Annotated in this window: 14 protein-coding genes; 12 read left to right on the top strand and 2 right to left on the bottom strand. The window is 62.8% G+C overall.

The window, feature by feature from the left end; genetic code table 11:
- Positions 1–78 precede the first annotated feature (78 nt).
- Together V6607_RS24730 and V6607_RS24725 are read left to right on the top strand one after the other, a co-directional pair.
- Positions 79–807 carry a response regulator transcription factor gene (locus V6607_RS24730; protein ID WP_004371371.1) on the top strand — a complete coding sequence of 243 codons (729 nt, stop codon included), beginning with the start codon at positions 79–81 and terminating at the stop codon, positions 805–807.
- On the top strand, positions 794–2,164 hold the full coding sequence (locus tag V6607_RS24725; protein ID WP_008434990.1) for a sensor histidine kinase: 1,371 nt from the start codon (positions 794–796) through the stop codon (positions 2,162–2,164). Before V6607_RS24730 ends, V6607_RS24725 begins: the two co-directional genes overlap by 14 nt.
- Before the next feature lie 3 nt (positions 2,165–2,167).
- Here V6607_RS24725 and V6607_RS24720 read toward each other — a convergent pair whose 3' ends face one another.
- A complete protein-coding gene (locus V6607_RS24720) occupies positions 2,168–2,683 on the bottom strand; it encodes a DUF2062 domain-containing protein (RefSeq protein ID WP_004371367.1) in 516 nt (171 codons plus the stop codon).
- A 147-nt stretch (positions 2,684–2,830) separates the two neighbouring features.
- Between V6607_RS24720 and V6607_RS24715 the strand changes: the two genes are divergently transcribed.
- The 10 genes from V6607_RS24715 (at position 2,831) to V6607_RS24670 (ending at position 11,396) form a co-directional block, all read left to right on the top strand.
- Positions 2,831–5,122, top strand: coding sequence for a DNA internalization-related competence protein ComEC/Rec2 (locus V6607_RS24715; protein WP_134327692.1), 2,292 nt, complete (start codon positions 2,831–2,833; stop codon positions 5,120–5,122).
- Positions 5,123–5,153: 31 nt separating this feature from the next.
- Entirely contained in the window at positions 5,154–5,789 is a 636-nt protein-coding gene (locus tag V6607_RS24710) for a MotA/TolQ/ExbB proton channel family protein (RefSeq protein WP_004371363.1), read from the top strand.
- Positions 5,786–6,214 carry a biopolymer transporter ExbD gene (locus V6607_RS24705; protein WP_004371361.1) on the top strand — a complete coding sequence of 143 codons (429 nt, stop codon included), beginning with the start codon at positions 5,786–5,788 and terminating at the stop codon, positions 6,212–6,214. Before V6607_RS24710 ends, V6607_RS24705 begins: the two co-directional genes overlap by 4 nt.
- Positions 6,214–7,224 carry a tetraacyldisaccharide 4'-kinase gene (gene lpxK / locus V6607_RS24700; RefSeq protein WP_004371358.1) on the top strand — a complete coding sequence of 337 codons (1,011 nt, stop codon included), beginning with the start codon at positions 6,214–6,216 and terminating at the stop codon, positions 7,222–7,224. The genes V6607_RS24705 and lpxK overlap by 1 nt, the downstream gene beginning before the upstream one ends.
- Before the next feature lie 24 nt (positions 7,225–7,248).
- Entirely contained in the window at positions 7,249–7,434 is a 186-nt protein-coding gene (locus V6607_RS24695) for a Trm112 family protein (protein ID WP_003174668.1), read from the top strand.
- On the top strand, positions 7,431–8,195 hold the full coding sequence (kdsB, locus tag V6607_RS24690; RefSeq protein ID WP_008434982.1) for a 3-deoxy-manno-octulosonate cytidylyltransferase: 765 nt from the start codon (positions 7,431–7,433) through the stop codon (positions 8,193–8,195). Before V6607_RS24695 ends, kdsB begins: the two co-directional genes overlap by 4 nt.
- On the top strand, positions 8,195–8,659 hold the full coding sequence (locus V6607_RS24685; RefSeq protein ID WP_004371338.1) for a low molecular weight protein-tyrosine-phosphatase: 465 nt from the start codon (positions 8,195–8,197) through the stop codon (positions 8,657–8,659). The genes kdsB and V6607_RS24685 overlap by 1 nt, the downstream gene beginning before the upstream one ends.
- Positions 8,656–9,675: a UDP-N-acetylmuramate dehydrogenase gene (murB, locus tag V6607_RS24680; RefSeq protein ID WP_134327165.1), complete on the top strand. Its 1,020-nt coding sequence runs from the start codon at positions 8,656–8,658 to the stop codon at positions 9,673–9,675. The genes V6607_RS24685 and murB overlap by 4 nt, the downstream gene beginning before the upstream one ends.
- Positions 9,676–9,825: 150 nt before the next feature.
- Positions 9,826–10,812: an XdhC family protein gene (locus V6607_RS24675; protein ID WP_008434978.1), complete on the top strand. Its 987-nt coding sequence runs from the start codon at positions 9,826–9,828 to the stop codon at positions 10,810–10,812.
- Positions 10,809–11,396 (top strand): nucleotidyltransferase family protein, encoded by a 588-nt coding sequence (locus V6607_RS24670; protein ID WP_134327164.1) that lies wholly within the window; start codon positions 10,809–10,811, stop codon positions 11,394–11,396. Before V6607_RS24675 ends, V6607_RS24670 begins: the two co-directional genes overlap by 4 nt.
- Before the next feature lie 67 nt (positions 11,397–11,463).
- On the opposite strand, the gene rne is transcribed toward V6607_RS24670, so the two are convergent.
- The gene (gene rne / locus V6607_RS24665; RefSeq protein WP_338741264.1) at positions 11,464–14,718 is read right to left on the bottom strand and encodes a ribonuclease E; all 3,255 of its coding nucleotides are present in this window, start codon (positions 14,716–14,718) and stop codon (positions 11,464–11,466) included.
- Positions 14,719–15,062: the final 344 nt, after the last annotated feature.

The raw sequence follows: 15,062 nt of genomic DNA, 5'->3' as shown, positions 1-15,062 counted from the left end.
CGCCGGACGCCCGGCGGCGGTTGCTCATGGGGGGGCAATCTTGAATAATCAGTCATTGAGAATGACTTGCAGACGCTAATGAATCCCGCAGCACTTGGCTTACCCAGTATCCTGGCGATTGAAGACGATCCTGTGCTTGGCGCCTATGTCCATGAGCAATTGGGCCTGTGTGGCTTCCAGGTGACCTGGTGCCAGAATGGCCAGCAGGGCCTGCAAATGGCCCGCGATCAGCGCTTCGACGTGGTGTTGATGGACATCCTGCTGCCGGGCATGGACGGGTTGTCGGTGCTCACGCATTTGCGCCAGAGCCATTCGATGCCGGTGATCCTGATGTCGGCCCTGGGGGCCGAAGCCGATCGCATCAGCGGTTTTCGCCTGGGGGCCGACGATTACCTGCCCAAGCCGTTCAGCATGGCCGAGTTGCGGGTGCGCATCGAAGCGATCCTGCGCCGGGTCGCCCTGGACCGGCGGCCGTTGCCGGCCCTGGCGGCGGTGCGCGGCGATGCCCGCAGCCTGCGTTTCGATGACGAGCTGTGTGATGTGTTTCACCGGGAGCAGTGGGCCGGCCTGACCCGCAGCGAATATCGCCTGTTGGAAACACTGCACCGCAACGCCGAAGAAGTCCTCAGCAAAGCCTTCCTCTACCAGCATGTGTTCCAGCGCGGCTATGCGCCCCATGACCGCAGCCTGGACATGCACATCAGCCAGATTCGTCGCAAGCTCAAGGCTGTCGGCTACAGCGAGCGGGAAGTGCGCACGGTGTGGGGCAAGGGCTATGTGTTGAGCGGTCACGATGACGGGCTTTAAAGCCGCGTTCAAACGGCTGCCGGGCAAGCATTCGTTATTCTGGAAACTGGCCTGTCTGCTGATCGCGTTCTGCTTGCTGATGATCTGGCTCAGTTGGTCATGGGGCCGGTATATGGAAGAGCAGAATGCCTTTCTGTCCAGCGAGGCCCGCGCCACCCTGAGCGGTTATGCCGCTGGCGCGGAACTGGCCTGGAACAAGGGCGGCAACGCCGGTGTGGACGAATGGTTGCACACCCTGGGCCAGCGCGAGCGCACCTGGGTGGGGGTCATCGGCAACGACCTGCAATCCCTGAGCAGCTACCCACTGACGGACAAGGAGAGCCAGCGCCTGACCTTCCTGCGCGGCCTGGACTGGCCCGTCAGCCGGCATGCCAAGGGCCTGCCGTGGTTGAAAATCCCGTTCCCGCTCGACCCGGGTGCGGGCTCCCTGGTGATCGAGTTGCCGCGGCGTTTCATGCCCGGGCAAAACCAGCTGTTCTGGCGGATCGTCACCAATGGCGTGATTCCCGGCCTGTTCACCCTGCTGCTGTGCATCGGCCTCTACCGGCTGTTGATCATGCCTCTCAACCACCTGCGAGAGCAGGCCAACGCCTGGCGTGCCGATCAACTGGGCACCCGGCTTTCCCGCGACACCACCAGCCGCCAGGATGAACTGGGGGAGTTGGGCCGCGCGTTTGACCAGATGTCTGAGCGCCTGCAAGGCACCGTGGCTCTGCAACAGCAGCTGCTGCGGGATTTGTCCCATGAGTTGCGCACACCGTTGAGCCGCCTGCGTGTGGCCAGTGACAGCGAGCAGGACCTGACCCAGCTGCGCGAGCGCCTGGGGAGGGAAATCGACGGCATGCAGCGCCTGGTGGACGACACCCTGCAACTGGCCTGGCTCGACACCGAACGCGCGCCGTTGCCCAAGGAAGACATCCAGGTGCAGGCGCTGTGGGACATGCTCCGGGAAAACGCCTGTTTTGAAAGTGGCTGGCCGGCTTCACGCTTGCAGTGCGAGCTGGGGGCCGACTGCTGGGTGCGCGGTCATCTGAACCTGCTGGCCCAGGCATTGGAGAACATCCTGCGCAATGCCATCCGGCACTCTGCGCAAGACGGAACGGTGCAATTGGGCGGGCAGCGTGAGGGGGATCACTGGCACTTGTGGCTGGAAGACCAGGGCGGCGGGATCGATGAGGTGGAGTTGGAGCGAATCTTTGCGCCATTCACTCGACTGGACGGCTCAAGGCCCGGCGACGGCGGCTTTGGCCTGGGCTTGAGCATTGCGCGCAACGCTGTGCAGCGTCAGGACGGCAGCCTGTGGGCGGAAAATACCGGCCAGGGTTTACGTGTGCACATGCGCTTGCTGGCGCGCTAACGGTTACAACCTGCGCTGTTTGCGTTTTTTCCACTGTCGGGCCACCCACCAGCGCCAATAACCCATGGTCAGGCAATAACCCAGCACCGCCATCACCAGCCCCAGTACTACCGAGCCCAGCAGGAACGGTTGCCACAGCGTCGACAACTGCCCGCTGATCCATTCCCAGGTCAGCTCGTCGGGCATGCTGCGGGGTGGCACATTCATCAGCCAGGCCCCGGTCATGTAGGTGCAGAAAAACACCGGCGGCATGGTAATCGGGTTGGTCAGCCAGACCAGGCTCACGGCAATCGGCATGTTGCCACGCACGCTGATGGCGAGGACCGCTGCCAGCAGCATCTGCAAGGGAATGGGGATGAATGCCGCGAACAGGCCAACGGCCATGGCCCGCGCGACCGAGTGCCGATTGAGGTGCCAGAGATTCGGGTCATGCAGCAACTTGCCGAGAAAGCGTAAGGACTTGTGTTCCCGAATGCTGGTCGGATCGGGCATGTACCGTTTGAATAAGCGCCGTGGCATAAGGGGTCCAGGTCAGTTCGAGGGGCAAGTATGCCCGCATTCCACGAACGTGAAATTCAGACTTTGTGACAAATAATAATAGGCCACACCGCTAGCCCGGCTAAGACTCAATGGGTCGCTTTCAAGGAAAGATCCATGAGAACAGGGATGTTCGCACTCGCGCTGGGGCTGCTCGCCTTGCGTTTTTTACCCGCGTTGCCGTCCGGCGGCTGGCTGTTGCTGATGCCGGTGCTGGCCCTGATGCTGTTGCCTTTTCGTACCTATCCGCTGGGGTTTTTCCTGCTTGGCCTGGGCTGGGCATGCCTCAGCGCGCAGTGGGCGCTGGATGACCGGTTGGCCCCGCATCTGGATGGCCAGACCCGCTGGGTGGAAGGGCGTGTCAGCGGGTTACCGCAGCAGATGGGCGACGGTGTGCGCTTCCAACTGACCGACAGCCGGTCACGCAAGGACCTGCTTCCCAAGCGCATTCGCGTGTCCTGGCGCGGCGGCCCACCGGTTAAGAGCGGTGAGCGCTGGCGACTGGCGGTGACTCTCAAGCGTCCTTCCGGATTGCTCAATGCCGATGGCTTTGACTATGAAGCCTGGCTGCTGGCCCAGCGGATTGGCGCCACCGGCTCGGTCAAGGACGGCCAACTGCTGGCACCGGCACGACATGCCTGGCGCGACGGGATTCGCCAGCGGCTGCTGGCAGTGGATGCCCAGGGGCGAGAGGCGGGCCTGGCGGCGCTGGTGCTCGGCGATGGTTCCGGGTTGGCCGCCGAGGATTGGCGGGTCCTGCAAGCCACTGGCACCGTGCATTTACTGGTGATATCCGGGCAGCACATCGGCCTGCTGGCGGGGTTGATCTATGGCCTGGTCGCCGGTCTTGCGCGCTACGGGGGTTGGCCGAAACCTTTGCCGTGGCTGCCCTGGGCCTGCGGCCTGGCGTTTGCTGCAGCGCTGGGCTACGGCCTGCTGGCAGGTTTCGAGGTGCCGGTGCAACGGGCCTGTGTGATGGTGGGCCTGGTATTGCTGTGGCGTCTGCGGTTTCGTCACCTGGGAATCTGGTGGCCGCTGTTGCTGGCGCTGGACGCGGTGCTGATCCTCGAACCGCTGGCCAGCCTGCAGCCGGGGTTCTGGTTGTCTTTTGCGGCTGTTGCGGTGCTGATTTTGGCGTTCAGTGGCCGATTGGGCCCCTGGCCCTTGTGGCAAGCCTGGACCCGCGCCCAATGGATGATTGCCATCGGCCTGTTTCCGCTGCTGCTGGTGCTCGGCCTGCCCATCAGCCTGAGCGGGCCGCTGGCCAACCTGGTTGCGGTGCCGTGGATCAGCCTGGTGGTGCTGCCCCTGGCCTTACTGGGTACGGTGTTATTGCCGCTGCCTTATATAGGAGAGGGGTTGTTATGGCTGGCGGGCGGCACGCTGGACGGGCTGTTCAAGGCACTGGCGCTGCTGGCGCAGTACTTGCCGGCCTGGATACCGGCGCAAGTGCCCATTGGCTATTGGCTGGTGAGCCTGCTGGGGGCGGTGCTGTTATTGCTGCCCAAGGGCGTCCCGTTTCGGCTGCTGGGTTGGCCGATGTTGCTGCTGGCGGTGTTTCCGCCGCGGGAGTCGATACCTCATGGGCTGGTCGAGGTGGTGCAGCTGGATGTCGGCCAAGGGTTGGCGATCATCCTGCGTACCCGCAACCACGCGTTGCTGTATGACGCCGGGCCGCGCTCCGGTGAGTTCGATCTTGGCGCGCGTGTCGTATTGCCTGCGTTGCGCAAGCTGGGTGTCGCAGAGCTGGACGTGATGCTGCTCAGTCATGCCGATGCCGATCATGCCGGCGGCGCGTTGGCCGTCGCCCAAGGGTTGCCGGTCAAGCGTGTGGTGGGCGGTGAGACGGCACGGCTGCCGGCCTCGCTCGGTACCCAAGCGTGTGTCAGCGGCGAGCAGTGGGAGTGGGATGGCGTGAGGTTCGAGCTATGGCAATGGCCTGATGCGACGGACGGTAACCAGATGTCCTGCGTGTTGCGGCTGCAGGCCAATGGCGAGCGCTTGTTGCTGACCGGGGATATTGACCATGACGCCGAGCGGGCATTGCTGGCCACTCCCATGGGCGCTCCTGTCGATTGGCTGCAAGCGCCGCACCACGGCAGCCGCAGCTCGTCGTCATGGGCCTTTCTACAGCGCCTGGCACCCAAGGCCGTGTTAATTTCCCGGGGGCGCAGCAATGGGTTTGGCCACCCGCATCCACAGGTGCTGGAGCGTTACCAGGCCGTTGGCAGCGTGATTTATGACAGTGCCGAGCAAGGCGCACTCCGCCTGCGAGTGGGCACCTTCCAGCCGCCGCTGGCCGCGCGCAGCCAGCGGCGTTTCTGGCGCGAGCGCCCGCCGCAAAACAGCGTTACCAAAGAGCGGCCCCTGCGACAGGATGCTCTGGGGCAGGCCAGCCCTTCCACCGGACCCTTATGGTAAAGTGGCGCACTTTTTCGAGGGGACATTCACTGTGTGGGAATTGGTCAAATCCGGCGGCTGGATGATGTTGCCGATCATTTTGAGTTCCATCGCCGCACTCGGCATCATCGCCGAACGCCTGTGGACCCTGCGTGCCAGCCGTGTAACGCCTGACCACCTGCTGGGCCAGGTCTGGGGCTGGATCAAGAACAAGCAGCTCGACAAGACAAAACTCAAGGAACTGCGCGCCAACTCGCCCCTGGGTGAAATCCTCGCCGCCGGCCTCGCCAACTCCAAGCACGGTCGCGAGATCATGAAGGAGTGCATCGAAGAGGCCGCCGCCCGGGTCATCCATGAGTTGGAGCGCTACATCAATGCCCTGGGCACCATCGCCGCCATGGCACCGTTGCTCGGCCTGCTCGGTACGGTGCTGGGCATGATCGATATTTTCAGCTCATTCATGGGGTCGGGCATGACCACCAACGCCGCAGTGCTGGCCGGTGGTATTTCCAAGGCCTTGATCACCACGGCGGCGGGCCTGATGGTCGGTATTCCTTCGGTGTTCTTCCACCGTTTCCTGCAACGGCGCATCGACGAACTGGTGGTGGGCATGGAGCAGGAAGCCATCAAGCTGGTGGAAGTGGTACAGGGCGACCGTGACGTGGACCTGGTTGAGGGCAACGCGTGAAATTTCGTCGCAAGCAACGGGAAAACGTCGATATCAACCTGGCGTCGTTGATCGACGTGGTGTTTATCCTGCTGCTGTTTTTTGTCGTCACCACCACCTTTACCCGGGAAACCCAGCTGCGCGTCGACCTGCCGGAAGCCGTCAGCGGTTCGCCGGCGGAAGACCAGCAGGCCAAGCAACTGGACATCGCCATCAGCGCCGATGGCGTGTTCTCGGTGAATAACCAGTTGCTGGAGAAAAACGACCTGGCCAGCCTGATGGAAGCACTGCAGAAGGAGTCCGGTGGCGACACTAACTTGCCACTGTCCATCAGCGCCGATGGCAACACCAAGCACCAGGCCGTGATCACGGCGATGGACGCTGCCGGCAAGCTCGGCTTCAGCCATTTGCGCATGACCACCGTCGAGGCGGCGAGCCAACCCTGATGGCCATGACTGATCGTTTGCTCAAGGCCTGGTACGAAGGCCATCCTGCACTTACGTTATTGCAGCCGCTGGAATCCCTCTATCGCCGGGTGGTGCAGCGCAAGCGCGCACGGTTCCTGGCGGGCGAGGGCGAGATCTATCAGTCGCCGGTGCCGGTCGTGGTGGTAGGCAATATCACGGTGGGTGGCACCGGCAAGACGCCCATGATTCTCTGGCTGATCGACCATTGCCAGCGCAGTGGTTTGCGCGTCGGTGTGGTCAGCCGCGGTTATGGCGCCAAGCCGCCACAGTTTCCATGGCGCGTAGAGGCTGATCAAACCGCTGCGGTGGCGGGGGACGAACCCCTGCTGATCGTGCAGCGCAGCGGCGTGCCGCTGATGATCGACCCCGACCGCAGCCGCGCCGTGAAGGCGCTGTTGGCCAGCGAAACCCTCGACCTGATCCTCTCCGACGACGGCCTGCAACATTACCGCCTGGCCCGTGACCTGGAACTGGTGTTGATTGACGCCGCCCGCGGGCTGGGTAACCGTCGCTGCCTGCCGGCGGGGCCGTTGCGTGAGCCGGTCGAGCGTTTGCAGAGCGTCGATGCGCTGCTTTACAACGGCGCAGGTTCTGACCGTGACGACGGCTATGCCTTCCGTCTGTTGCCTGCCGCGCTGGTCAACCTGCATACCGGCGAGCGTAAACCCGTCGAACACTTCCCGGTGGGGCAGCAGGTACATGCGGTGGCCGGCATCGGCAACCCGCAACGTTTCTTCAATACCCTTGAAACGCTACACTGGCGCCCAATACCCCATGCTTTTGCCGACCACGCGCCGTACAGCGCCGAGGTCTTGAATTTCACACCGGCACTGCCGTTGGTCATGACTGAAAAGGACGCGGTGAAGTGCCGCGCCTTTGCCAGGCCCGACTGGTGGTACCTTGCGGTGGACGCGGCACCGTCACCGGCGTTTATCGCCTGGTTCGACACGCAGTTGATGCGCTTGCTGCCCGCTCGCCTTTTGCCTTAAAACGCTGCTCTCCAGGACATACTCATGGACACCAAACTGCTCGATATCCTCGCTTGCCCGATCTGCAAGGGGCCGCTCAAGCTCAGCGCCGACAAAACCGAGCTGATCAGCAAGGGCGCCGGCCTGGCGTACCCGATTCGTGATGGCATTCCGGTAATGCTCGAAAGCGAAGCCCGCACCCTGACCACCGACGAGCGCCTGGATAAATGACCACCGCCTTCACCGTTGTCATCCCGTCCCGCTACGCCTCCACCCGCCTGCCCGGCAAGCCGCTGCAACTGATCGGCAACAAGCCGATGATCCAGCTGGTGTGGGAACAGGCCTGCAAAAGCAGCGCCGAAAGGGTAGTGGTGGCCACCGACGATCCGCGCATCATCGAGGCCTGCAAAGGCTTTGGTGCCGAAGCGGTGCTGACCCGTGAAGACCACAACTCCGGTACCGACCGCCTGGCCGAAGTGGCCACAAAGCTGGGCCTGGCGGCGGACGCCATCGTGGTCAATGTGCAAGGTGACGAGCCGTTGATTCCGCCCAGCGTGATCGATCAGGTGGCGGCCAACCTGGCAGCCCATGGCGAAGCGCGCATGGCGACCCTGGCCGAGCCGATTGAAGACATCGAGACCCTGTTCAACCCCAACGTGGTGAAAGTGGTCAGCGACATCAATGGCCTGGCGCTGACCTTCAGCCGCTCCACCTTGCCGTGGGCGCGGGATGCGTTCGCCAAACAGCCTGACGTGCTGCCGGCTGGCGTGCCTTACCGTCGCCACATCGGCATCTACGCCTACCGCGCCGGTTTCCTCCACGACTTCGTGAGCTGGGGCCCGTGCTGGCTGGAAAATACCGAATCCCTGGAACAACTGCGTGCCCTGTGGCACGGCGTGCGCATTCATGTGGGCGATGCCCTGGAAGCGCCGCCGGCGGGCGTCGACACCCCTGAAGACCTCGAGCGCGTCCGTCGCCTTCTGGGGGCCTGATGCAGGTTCTGTTCGTCTGCCTGGGCAACATCTGCCGTTCGCCCACGGCAGAAGGCGTTCTGCGCCACAAATTGCGCGAAGCCGGCCTGGCCGATCAGGTTGAAGTGGCCTCTGCCGGTACCGGTGATTGGCACGTCGGCAATCCACCGGACAAGCGCAGCCAGCGTGCAGCGCTGCAACGCGGCTACGACCTGTCGGCCCAGCGTGCACAACAGGTGTCGCGTGCCGACTTTTCCCGCTACGACCTGATCCTCGCCATGGACCAGAGCAACCTGCGCAACCTCAAGGCCATGCAGCCGGCTCAGGGCAAGGCGGACCTGGACCTGTTCCTGCGCCGCTACGACTCGGTGGTGGATGAAGTGCCGGACCCGTACTACGAAGGTGACCAGGGCTTTGAAACTGTCCTCGACCTGATCGAGCGCGCCTGTGACCTGTTGGTGATTGAATTGAAGGGCCGGTTATGACTTTGCAGGTACGGGCACAGGTTTCGCTCAAGCCGTTCAACAGCTTTGGCATCGACGTGCATGCCCGGCTGTTTGCCGAGGCCCACAATGACGCCGACGTGCGTGAGGCCCTGGCCTGTGCCGCCGAGCAACAACTGCCGTTGCTGGTGATTGGCGGTGGCAGCAACTTGCTGTTGACCCAGGATATTGACGCACTGGTGCTGCGCATGGCCAGCCAGGGCATCCGGGTGTTGCACGACGATGGCGTGCAGGTCGTGGTTGAGGCCGAAGCGGGCGAAGCCTGGCATCCGTTTGTGCTGTGGACCCTGGCCCAGGGCTTTTCCGGCCTGGAAAACCTCAGCCTGATTCCCGGCACGGTCGGCGCCGCACCGATGCAGAACATCGGCGCCTACGGTGTAGAGATCAAGGATGTATTCAGCGGCCTGACCGCCCTTGATCGCCAGACCGGCGAACTGCGGGATTTCAGCCTGGCCGAGTGCAACTTTGCCTACCGCGACAGCCTGTTCAAGCACGAAGTGGGGCGCTGGCTGATCCTGCGGGTGCGTTTTGCCCTGAGCCGCGCCGTGCATCTGAAACTTGAATACGGGCCGGTGCGACAGCGCCTGACCGAGCAAGGCATCGCGCAGGCCACGCCCAGCGATGTCAGCCGCGCGATTTGCAGCATTCGTAGCGAGAAACTGCCCGACCCGGCGGTGCTCGGCAATGCGGGGAGTTTCTTCAAGAACCCGCTGGTCTCCCAGGCACTGGCTGTTGAGTTGCAGCGTCAATACCCGGACCTGGTGGCTTACCCCCAGGCCGACGGGCAGATGAAACTGGCCGCCGGCTGGCTGATCGACAAGGCCGGCTGGAAAGGCTTTCGCGATGGCGATGCCGGCGTGCATCGCTTGCAGGCACTGGTATTGGTGAACTACGGCGCGGCCAGCGGCCAGGACATTGCCGGGCTCGCGCTGCGTATCCAGCAGGACATCGAAAAGCGCTTCAAGGTGGTGCTGGAAATGGAGCCGAATCGCTATTGAACTAAGCTTGTTTTTTGACGCACCAAGCCCTGCATTGCAGGGCTTTTTTATTGCCGGTGAGTTAACTTAGCTGACTACCGATATTTTTGATCAACCCATAGATGCTGTTTATCAAAATCAGTTGCAAGGTTGGCGGGAGGCGAAAGCCTGATGGACAGTGTTGATCTGAATGTATTACGCAGCGTGCTGGAATGGCGCCTCGCCGGGCAGCGAGTGGTGCTGTACAGCGTGGTCCAGACCTGGGGCAGCGCCCCGCGTCCGCCGGGGGCGATGCTGGCCTTGCGCGGCGACGGGGTGGTGATTGGCTCGGTGTCCGGCGGCTGCATCGAGGACGACTTGATCGCCCGGTTGCAGGACGGTCGGCTGCCTGACGACGGGCCGCCGGTGCAGCTTGTCACCTACGGTGTCACCCGGGACGAAGCGGCGCGTTTTGGCCTGCCGTGTGGCGGCACCCTGCGTCTCACCGAAGAGCGGGTGAGTGATCCGGGTTGGGTAGCTGAACTGCTGGCGCGCTGTGAGGCCCACGAGATTGTCGCCCGTGAGTTGGACCTGGCCACCGGCGAGGTGGTGTTGAGCGGTGCGAGTAAGACCGATGTGGTCAGCTTCAACGGCGAGCGATTGCGCGCGATCTACGGTCCGCGCTGGCGCCTGCTGCTGATCGGCGCGGGCCAGCTGTCACGTTATGTGGCGGAAATGGCTCGGTTGCTGGATTTCGAAGTGCTGATCTGCGACCCGCGCCAGGAGTTTGTTTATGGCTGGGAGGAGCAGCACGGGCGCTTTGTGCCGGGTATGCCGGATGAAGCGGTGTTGAATATCCAGACCGATGAACGCACCGCCATTGTCGCGCTCACCCATGACCCGCGCCTGGATGACATGGCGTTGCTGACGGCCCTCAATTCCCGGGCGTTCTACATAGGCGCGCTGGGTTCGCGGGTCAACAGCCAGAAGCGCCGGGAAAACCTCGCGGCACTGGGGCTCAGTGCGGACGCCATTGCGCGGCTGCATGGGCCGATTGGCCTGCATATCGGCAGCCATACGCCGGCGGAAATCGCCTTGTCGTTGATGGCTGAAATCGTCGCCATCAAGAACGGGATCGATCTGCTGCAGAAAAAGCCGTTGCAGGCAGCGGTCAGTTGACGGGCATCGCCGTAATCATCCTGGCGGCGGGGCAGGGCAGTCGTTTTCGGGCCGAGGCGGGTGCCGATCAGGACAAGTTGCTGGCGCCCTGCGTGGGCCGGGATGGCATCACGCGGCCGGTGATCGAGCAGGTATTGGTGAATTTGCCGCCTGTGGCTACGAGACGTTGGCTGGTGACGTCATCGGATCGCACCGAAGTGATTCGGTTGGCTAAGGTGCACGGTTGCGAAGTATTGCTTTTGCGCTCGCCGGGCATGGGTGACAGCATCGCAGCAGGGGTGGCGGCCAGTGGGCCGTCGGCTGGTTGGCTGGTGGTGTTGGGGGATATGCCGTTTATCCTGCCGGCAAGTATCGAGCAAGTGATGGCAGGCCTGGAGGAAGACGGTATCAGCGCCCCGGTGCATGCAGGTCAGTACGGGCACCCCGTGGGGTTTGGCCGTTCATTCGGCCCGGCCTTGATCGCGCTGACCGGAGACCGCGGGGCAAAACCGTTATTTGCCAAGGCTTCGGTGCAGGAAGTCGTAGTCGATGATCCCGGTGTGTTGTGGGACGTCGATGTGCCAGGGTTGTTGGACTACCGCTAACTGATGTAGCGGGCATAAAAAAGCCCCGCCTGATCACTCAGGCGGGGCTTTTTAGTGGCCGATGGAATCAGACGAGGGGTTTAGGCTCGTGCTCTTCTTCCAGCGCCTTAGGGTGGTGCTCTACCACTTCTTCAACGGAACGTACGTTCTCGTCGATGGCAGGGGCAGTGTGCTCAACCACGGCTTCGGTGACCGGAGCAGGGGTTGCTTGGGCAACTTCAGCGACGGCTGGAGCAGCTTCGGCAGCGGCCTTGGCAGCAGCGGCGGCCGCTTCAGCTTCCTTGCGACGACGACGCACTTCGCGTGGGTCGTTCGGCGCACGGCCATTTTCGGTCAGGGCGCTGGCCGGAGCGGCTTCAACCACCGGGGCTGCCACTTCGGCAACCACTGGCGCTTCAACCACTGGCGCAGGCTCGGCAACAACGGCAACAGGTTCAGCAGCGACCACCACTTCAGCGACTGGCGCTGGAGCTTCTTCGACCACTGGCGCAGGCGCTGGAGCTTCGACCGCTTCAACCACCGGGGCAGGTTCGGCAGCCCACTGGAAGGCGGTCTGTTCTTCGCGAACTTCACGCACTTCAGGGGTTGGCTCGGCTACCGGTGCTTCAACGGCAGCTTCAACCACGGGCGGTTGTTCAACAACCACGGCAGGCTCGGCAACCACGTCGATTTCAGGCTGAGGCTCGCGAACTTCACGAACTTCACGAACGTGACGAGCCGGAGCTACTTCCACTTCCGGAACAACCGGGGCTTCGACCGGGGTCGTTGCTTCAACCACTGGCGCTTCGACGGCTGGCGTCTCTACAACAGTGTTTTCCTGGATGGCAGCGGTGGCTGCTTCAGCTTGCTCGTTGGCCTGGGCTTCAGCAGGTGCGCTGATGACCGAGCTGGCGACAGCAGCGGTAACGGCCAGGCCGGCAGCCAGTTCGGCGCCAGTCGGTTCGCCGGTAGCGGCTGCGTTGGCTTCGCCGGTCCCTTCCGAGCCTTCGATTTCGTTGCCGTTGGCATCACGTTGACGCTCACGACGGTTGCTGCGACGACGCTGGCCACGGGAGCGGCGGCGTGGACGATCGCCTTCGGCGTTGTCCTGGCCGTCTTCCTGTTGCTGGTCTTCGTTGGACAGCAGCTCTTCTTCTTCACCGGCTGGAGCCGCTTGCTCGGCACGTGGTTGACGCTCTTCACGAGGAGGGCGTGGCGCACGTTCTTCACGCGGCTGACGAGCTGGACGCTCTTCAGCAGTGGCAGCGGTGGCAGCAGCAGCGGCTACGGCTGGAGCGGCATCCAACGGCTCGCGCAATTCACGCACGCGTTCTTCACGCTCGCCACGTGGCTTGCGGTCTTCACGTGGAGCGCGTGGAGCACGCGGTGCACGTTCTTCGCGTGGTGCACGCTCTTCACGGGCTACGGTTGGTGTTTCTTCACGGGCTTCGCGCGGTTGGCGCTCTTCACGTGGGGCGCGTTCTTCGCGGGGTGCACGTTCTTCACGAGGCTTGCGCTCTTCGTCACGGCGACCGTTGCGATTGCGGCTCTGCTGGCGACCGTTGCGACGCTCTTCATTGCGTGCAGGGCGTTCAGTCACAGGCTTCTCGACCACAACTGGAGCCACTGGCTCTTCCTTGGTGGCGAACAGGCTGACCAGCGACTTCACCAGACCCTTGAACAGGCTTGGCTCAGGCAGGGCAGCTGGTGCGGCAACCGGCGCAGCTGCCTCGACCGGAACCGGTGCGTTGGCACGGGCTGGCGCGGTCTTGACGGCGGCTTCCTGGCGAACCAGGGTGCGGGTCGCAGCGGCTGGCTGGACTTCTTCCACTTCGGCAGCGGCAGCAGCGATTTCGTAGCTGGACTGGTTGACGTGGGCTTCCGGGCTGTCATCACGCAGGCGCTGCACTTCGAAGTGCGGCGTCTCGAGGTGATCGTTCGGCAGGATGACGATGCGGGCACGGGTGCGCAGTTCGATCTTGGTGATCGAGTTGCGTTTTTCGTTGAGCAGGAACGCAGCGACTGGGATCGGCACCTGGGCGCGCACTTCGGCAGTGCGGTCTTTCAGGGCTTCTTCTTCGATCAGGCGCAGGATCGCCAGCGACAGCGATTCAACGTCACGGATGATGCCGGTGCCGTTGCAACGCGGGCAGACGATGCCGCTGCTTTCACCCAGGGATGGACGCAGGCGCTGACGGGACATTTCCAGCAGGCCGAAGCGCGAAATGCGGCCGACCTGTACGCGGGCACGGTCAGCTTCCAGGCATTCGCGGACTTTCTCTTCCACAGCGCGCTGGTTCTTGGCTGGGGTCATGTCGATGAAGTCGATCACGATCAGGCCGCCGATGTCACGCAGGCGCAGCTGGCGGGCGATTTCTTCAGCCGCTTCCAGGTTGGTCTGCAGGGCGGTTTCTTCGATGTCGCTACCCTTGGTGGCACGCGCCGAGTTGATGTCGATGGACACCAGGGCTTCGGTCGGGTCGATCACGATGGAGCCGCCGGAAGGCAGTTCGACGACGCGCTGGAAAGCGGTTTCGATCTGGCTTTCGATCTGGAAACGGTTGAACAGCGGAACGCTGTCTTCGTACAGCTTGATCTTGCTGGCGTACTGCGGCATCACCTGGCGGATGAAGGTCAGGGCTTCGTCCTGGGCTTCGACGCTGTCGATCAGCACTTCGCCGATGTCCTGGCGCAGGTAATCGCGGATGGCGCGGATGATCACGTTGCTTTCCTGGTAGATCAGGAACGGCGCGGAACGATCCAGGGACGCTTCCTTGATAGCGGTCCACAGCTGCAGCAGGTAGTCGAGGTCCCACTGCATTTCTTCGCTGCTGCGGCCCAGGCCGGCAGTGCGCACGATCAGGCCCATGTCGGCCGGAGCGATCAAGCCGTTCAGCGCTTCACGCAGTTCGTTGCGCTCTTCGCCTTCGATGCGACGGGAGATACCGCCGGCACGCGGGTTGTTCGGCATCAGGACCAGATAGCGGCCAGCCAGGCTGATGAAGGTGGTCAGGGCGGCGCCCTTGTTGCCACGTTCTTCTTTTTCCACCTGAACGATGACTTCCTGGCCTTCGCTCAGGACGTCCTTGATGTTCACGCGGCCTTCAGGGGATTTCTTGAAGTATTCGCGGGAGATTTCTTTGAGGGGCAGGAAGCCATGGCGCTCGGAGCCGAAATCGACAAAGGCAGCCTCAAGGCTTGGTTCGATGCGAGTAATCCGGCCTTTATAGATGTTGGCCTTCTTTTGCTCGCGTGCACCGGACTCAATGTCCAGGTCGTAGAGGCGTTGGCCGTCTACCAGTGCAACACGCAACTCTTCGGGTTGAGTTGCGTTAATCAGCATTCTTTTCATGTTGTACCGTCGGTTTCCGGGCTGCCGGAAACGGCGTTCGGCACACACGACTTCTCACGGTCGGTGTCAGGTGCGTCAAGAGTGGTTGGCCACTCCAGTGTCCAGCAATACCCGCCAAAATGGGCGGTATCGCGACGTACGCTTCCTGCTTGCTGTGGTGACTTAAGCACTCAGTCAGGAGGAGGAATCAACCGGCGACTGTGGACGAGATGAAGCGTCTAAATATAAGCCTAGTGCTACACAGTCCGACGGTTGTGCATCTCCACCCTACACGTATCCCTGATAATTCGGGTGCTGCCGCGCGCAGAATCCGCAGCGGGTTGGCATTTACCGTG

Source organism: Pseudomonas sp. KK18 (assembly GCF_037094675.1).
Classification (GTDB): Bacteria; Pseudomonadota; Gammaproteobacteria; order Pseudomonadales; family Pseudomonadaceae; genus Aquipseudomonas.
This window is presented reverse-complemented; position numbering and strand designations above follow the sequence as displayed.

Excerpts from the sequence above, each read along its gene's own strand:
- V6607_RS24730 (WP_004371371.1), top strand. The coding sequence starts at position 79 with ATGAATCCCGCAGCACTTGGCTTACCCAGTATCCTGGCGATTGAAGAC.
- V6607_RS24725 (WP_008434990.1), top strand. The coding sequence starts at position 794 with ATGACGGGCTTTAAAGCCGCGTTCAAACGGCTGCCGGGCAAGCATTCG.
- V6607_RS24720 (WP_004371367.1), bottom strand. The coding sequence starts at position 2,683 with ATGCCACGGCGCTTATTCAAACGGTACATGCCCGATCCGACCAGCATT.
- V6607_RS24715 (WP_134327692.1), top strand. The coding sequence starts at position 2,831 with ATGTTCGCACTCGCGCTGGGGCTGCTCGCCTTGCGTTTTTTACCCGCG.
- lpxK (WP_004371358.1), top strand. The coding sequence starts at position 6,214 with ATGGCCATGACTGATCGTTTGCTCAAGGCCTGGTACGAAGGCCATCCT.
- V6607_RS24695 (WP_003174668.1), top strand. The coding sequence starts at position 7,249 with ATGGACACCAAACTGCTCGATATCCTCGCTTGCCCGATCTGCAAGGGG.
- kdsB (WP_008434982.1), top strand. The coding sequence starts at position 7,431 with ATGACCACCGCCTTCACCGTTGTCATCCCGTCCCGCTACGCCTCCACC.
- V6607_RS24685 (WP_004371338.1), top strand. The coding sequence starts at position 8,195 with ATGCAGGTTCTGTTCGTCTGCCTGGGCAACATCTGCCGTTCGCCCACG.
- murB (WP_134327165.1), top strand. The coding sequence starts at position 8,656 with ATGACTTTGCAGGTACGGGCACAGGTTTCGCTCAAGCCGTTCAACAGC.
- V6607_RS24675 (WP_008434978.1), top strand. The coding sequence starts at position 9,826 with ATGGACAGTGTTGATCTGAATGTATTACGCAGCGTGCTGGAATGGCGC.
- rne (WP_338741264.1), bottom strand. The coding sequence starts at position 14,718 with ATGCTGATTAACGCAACTCAACCCGAAGAGTTGCGTGTTGCACTGGTA.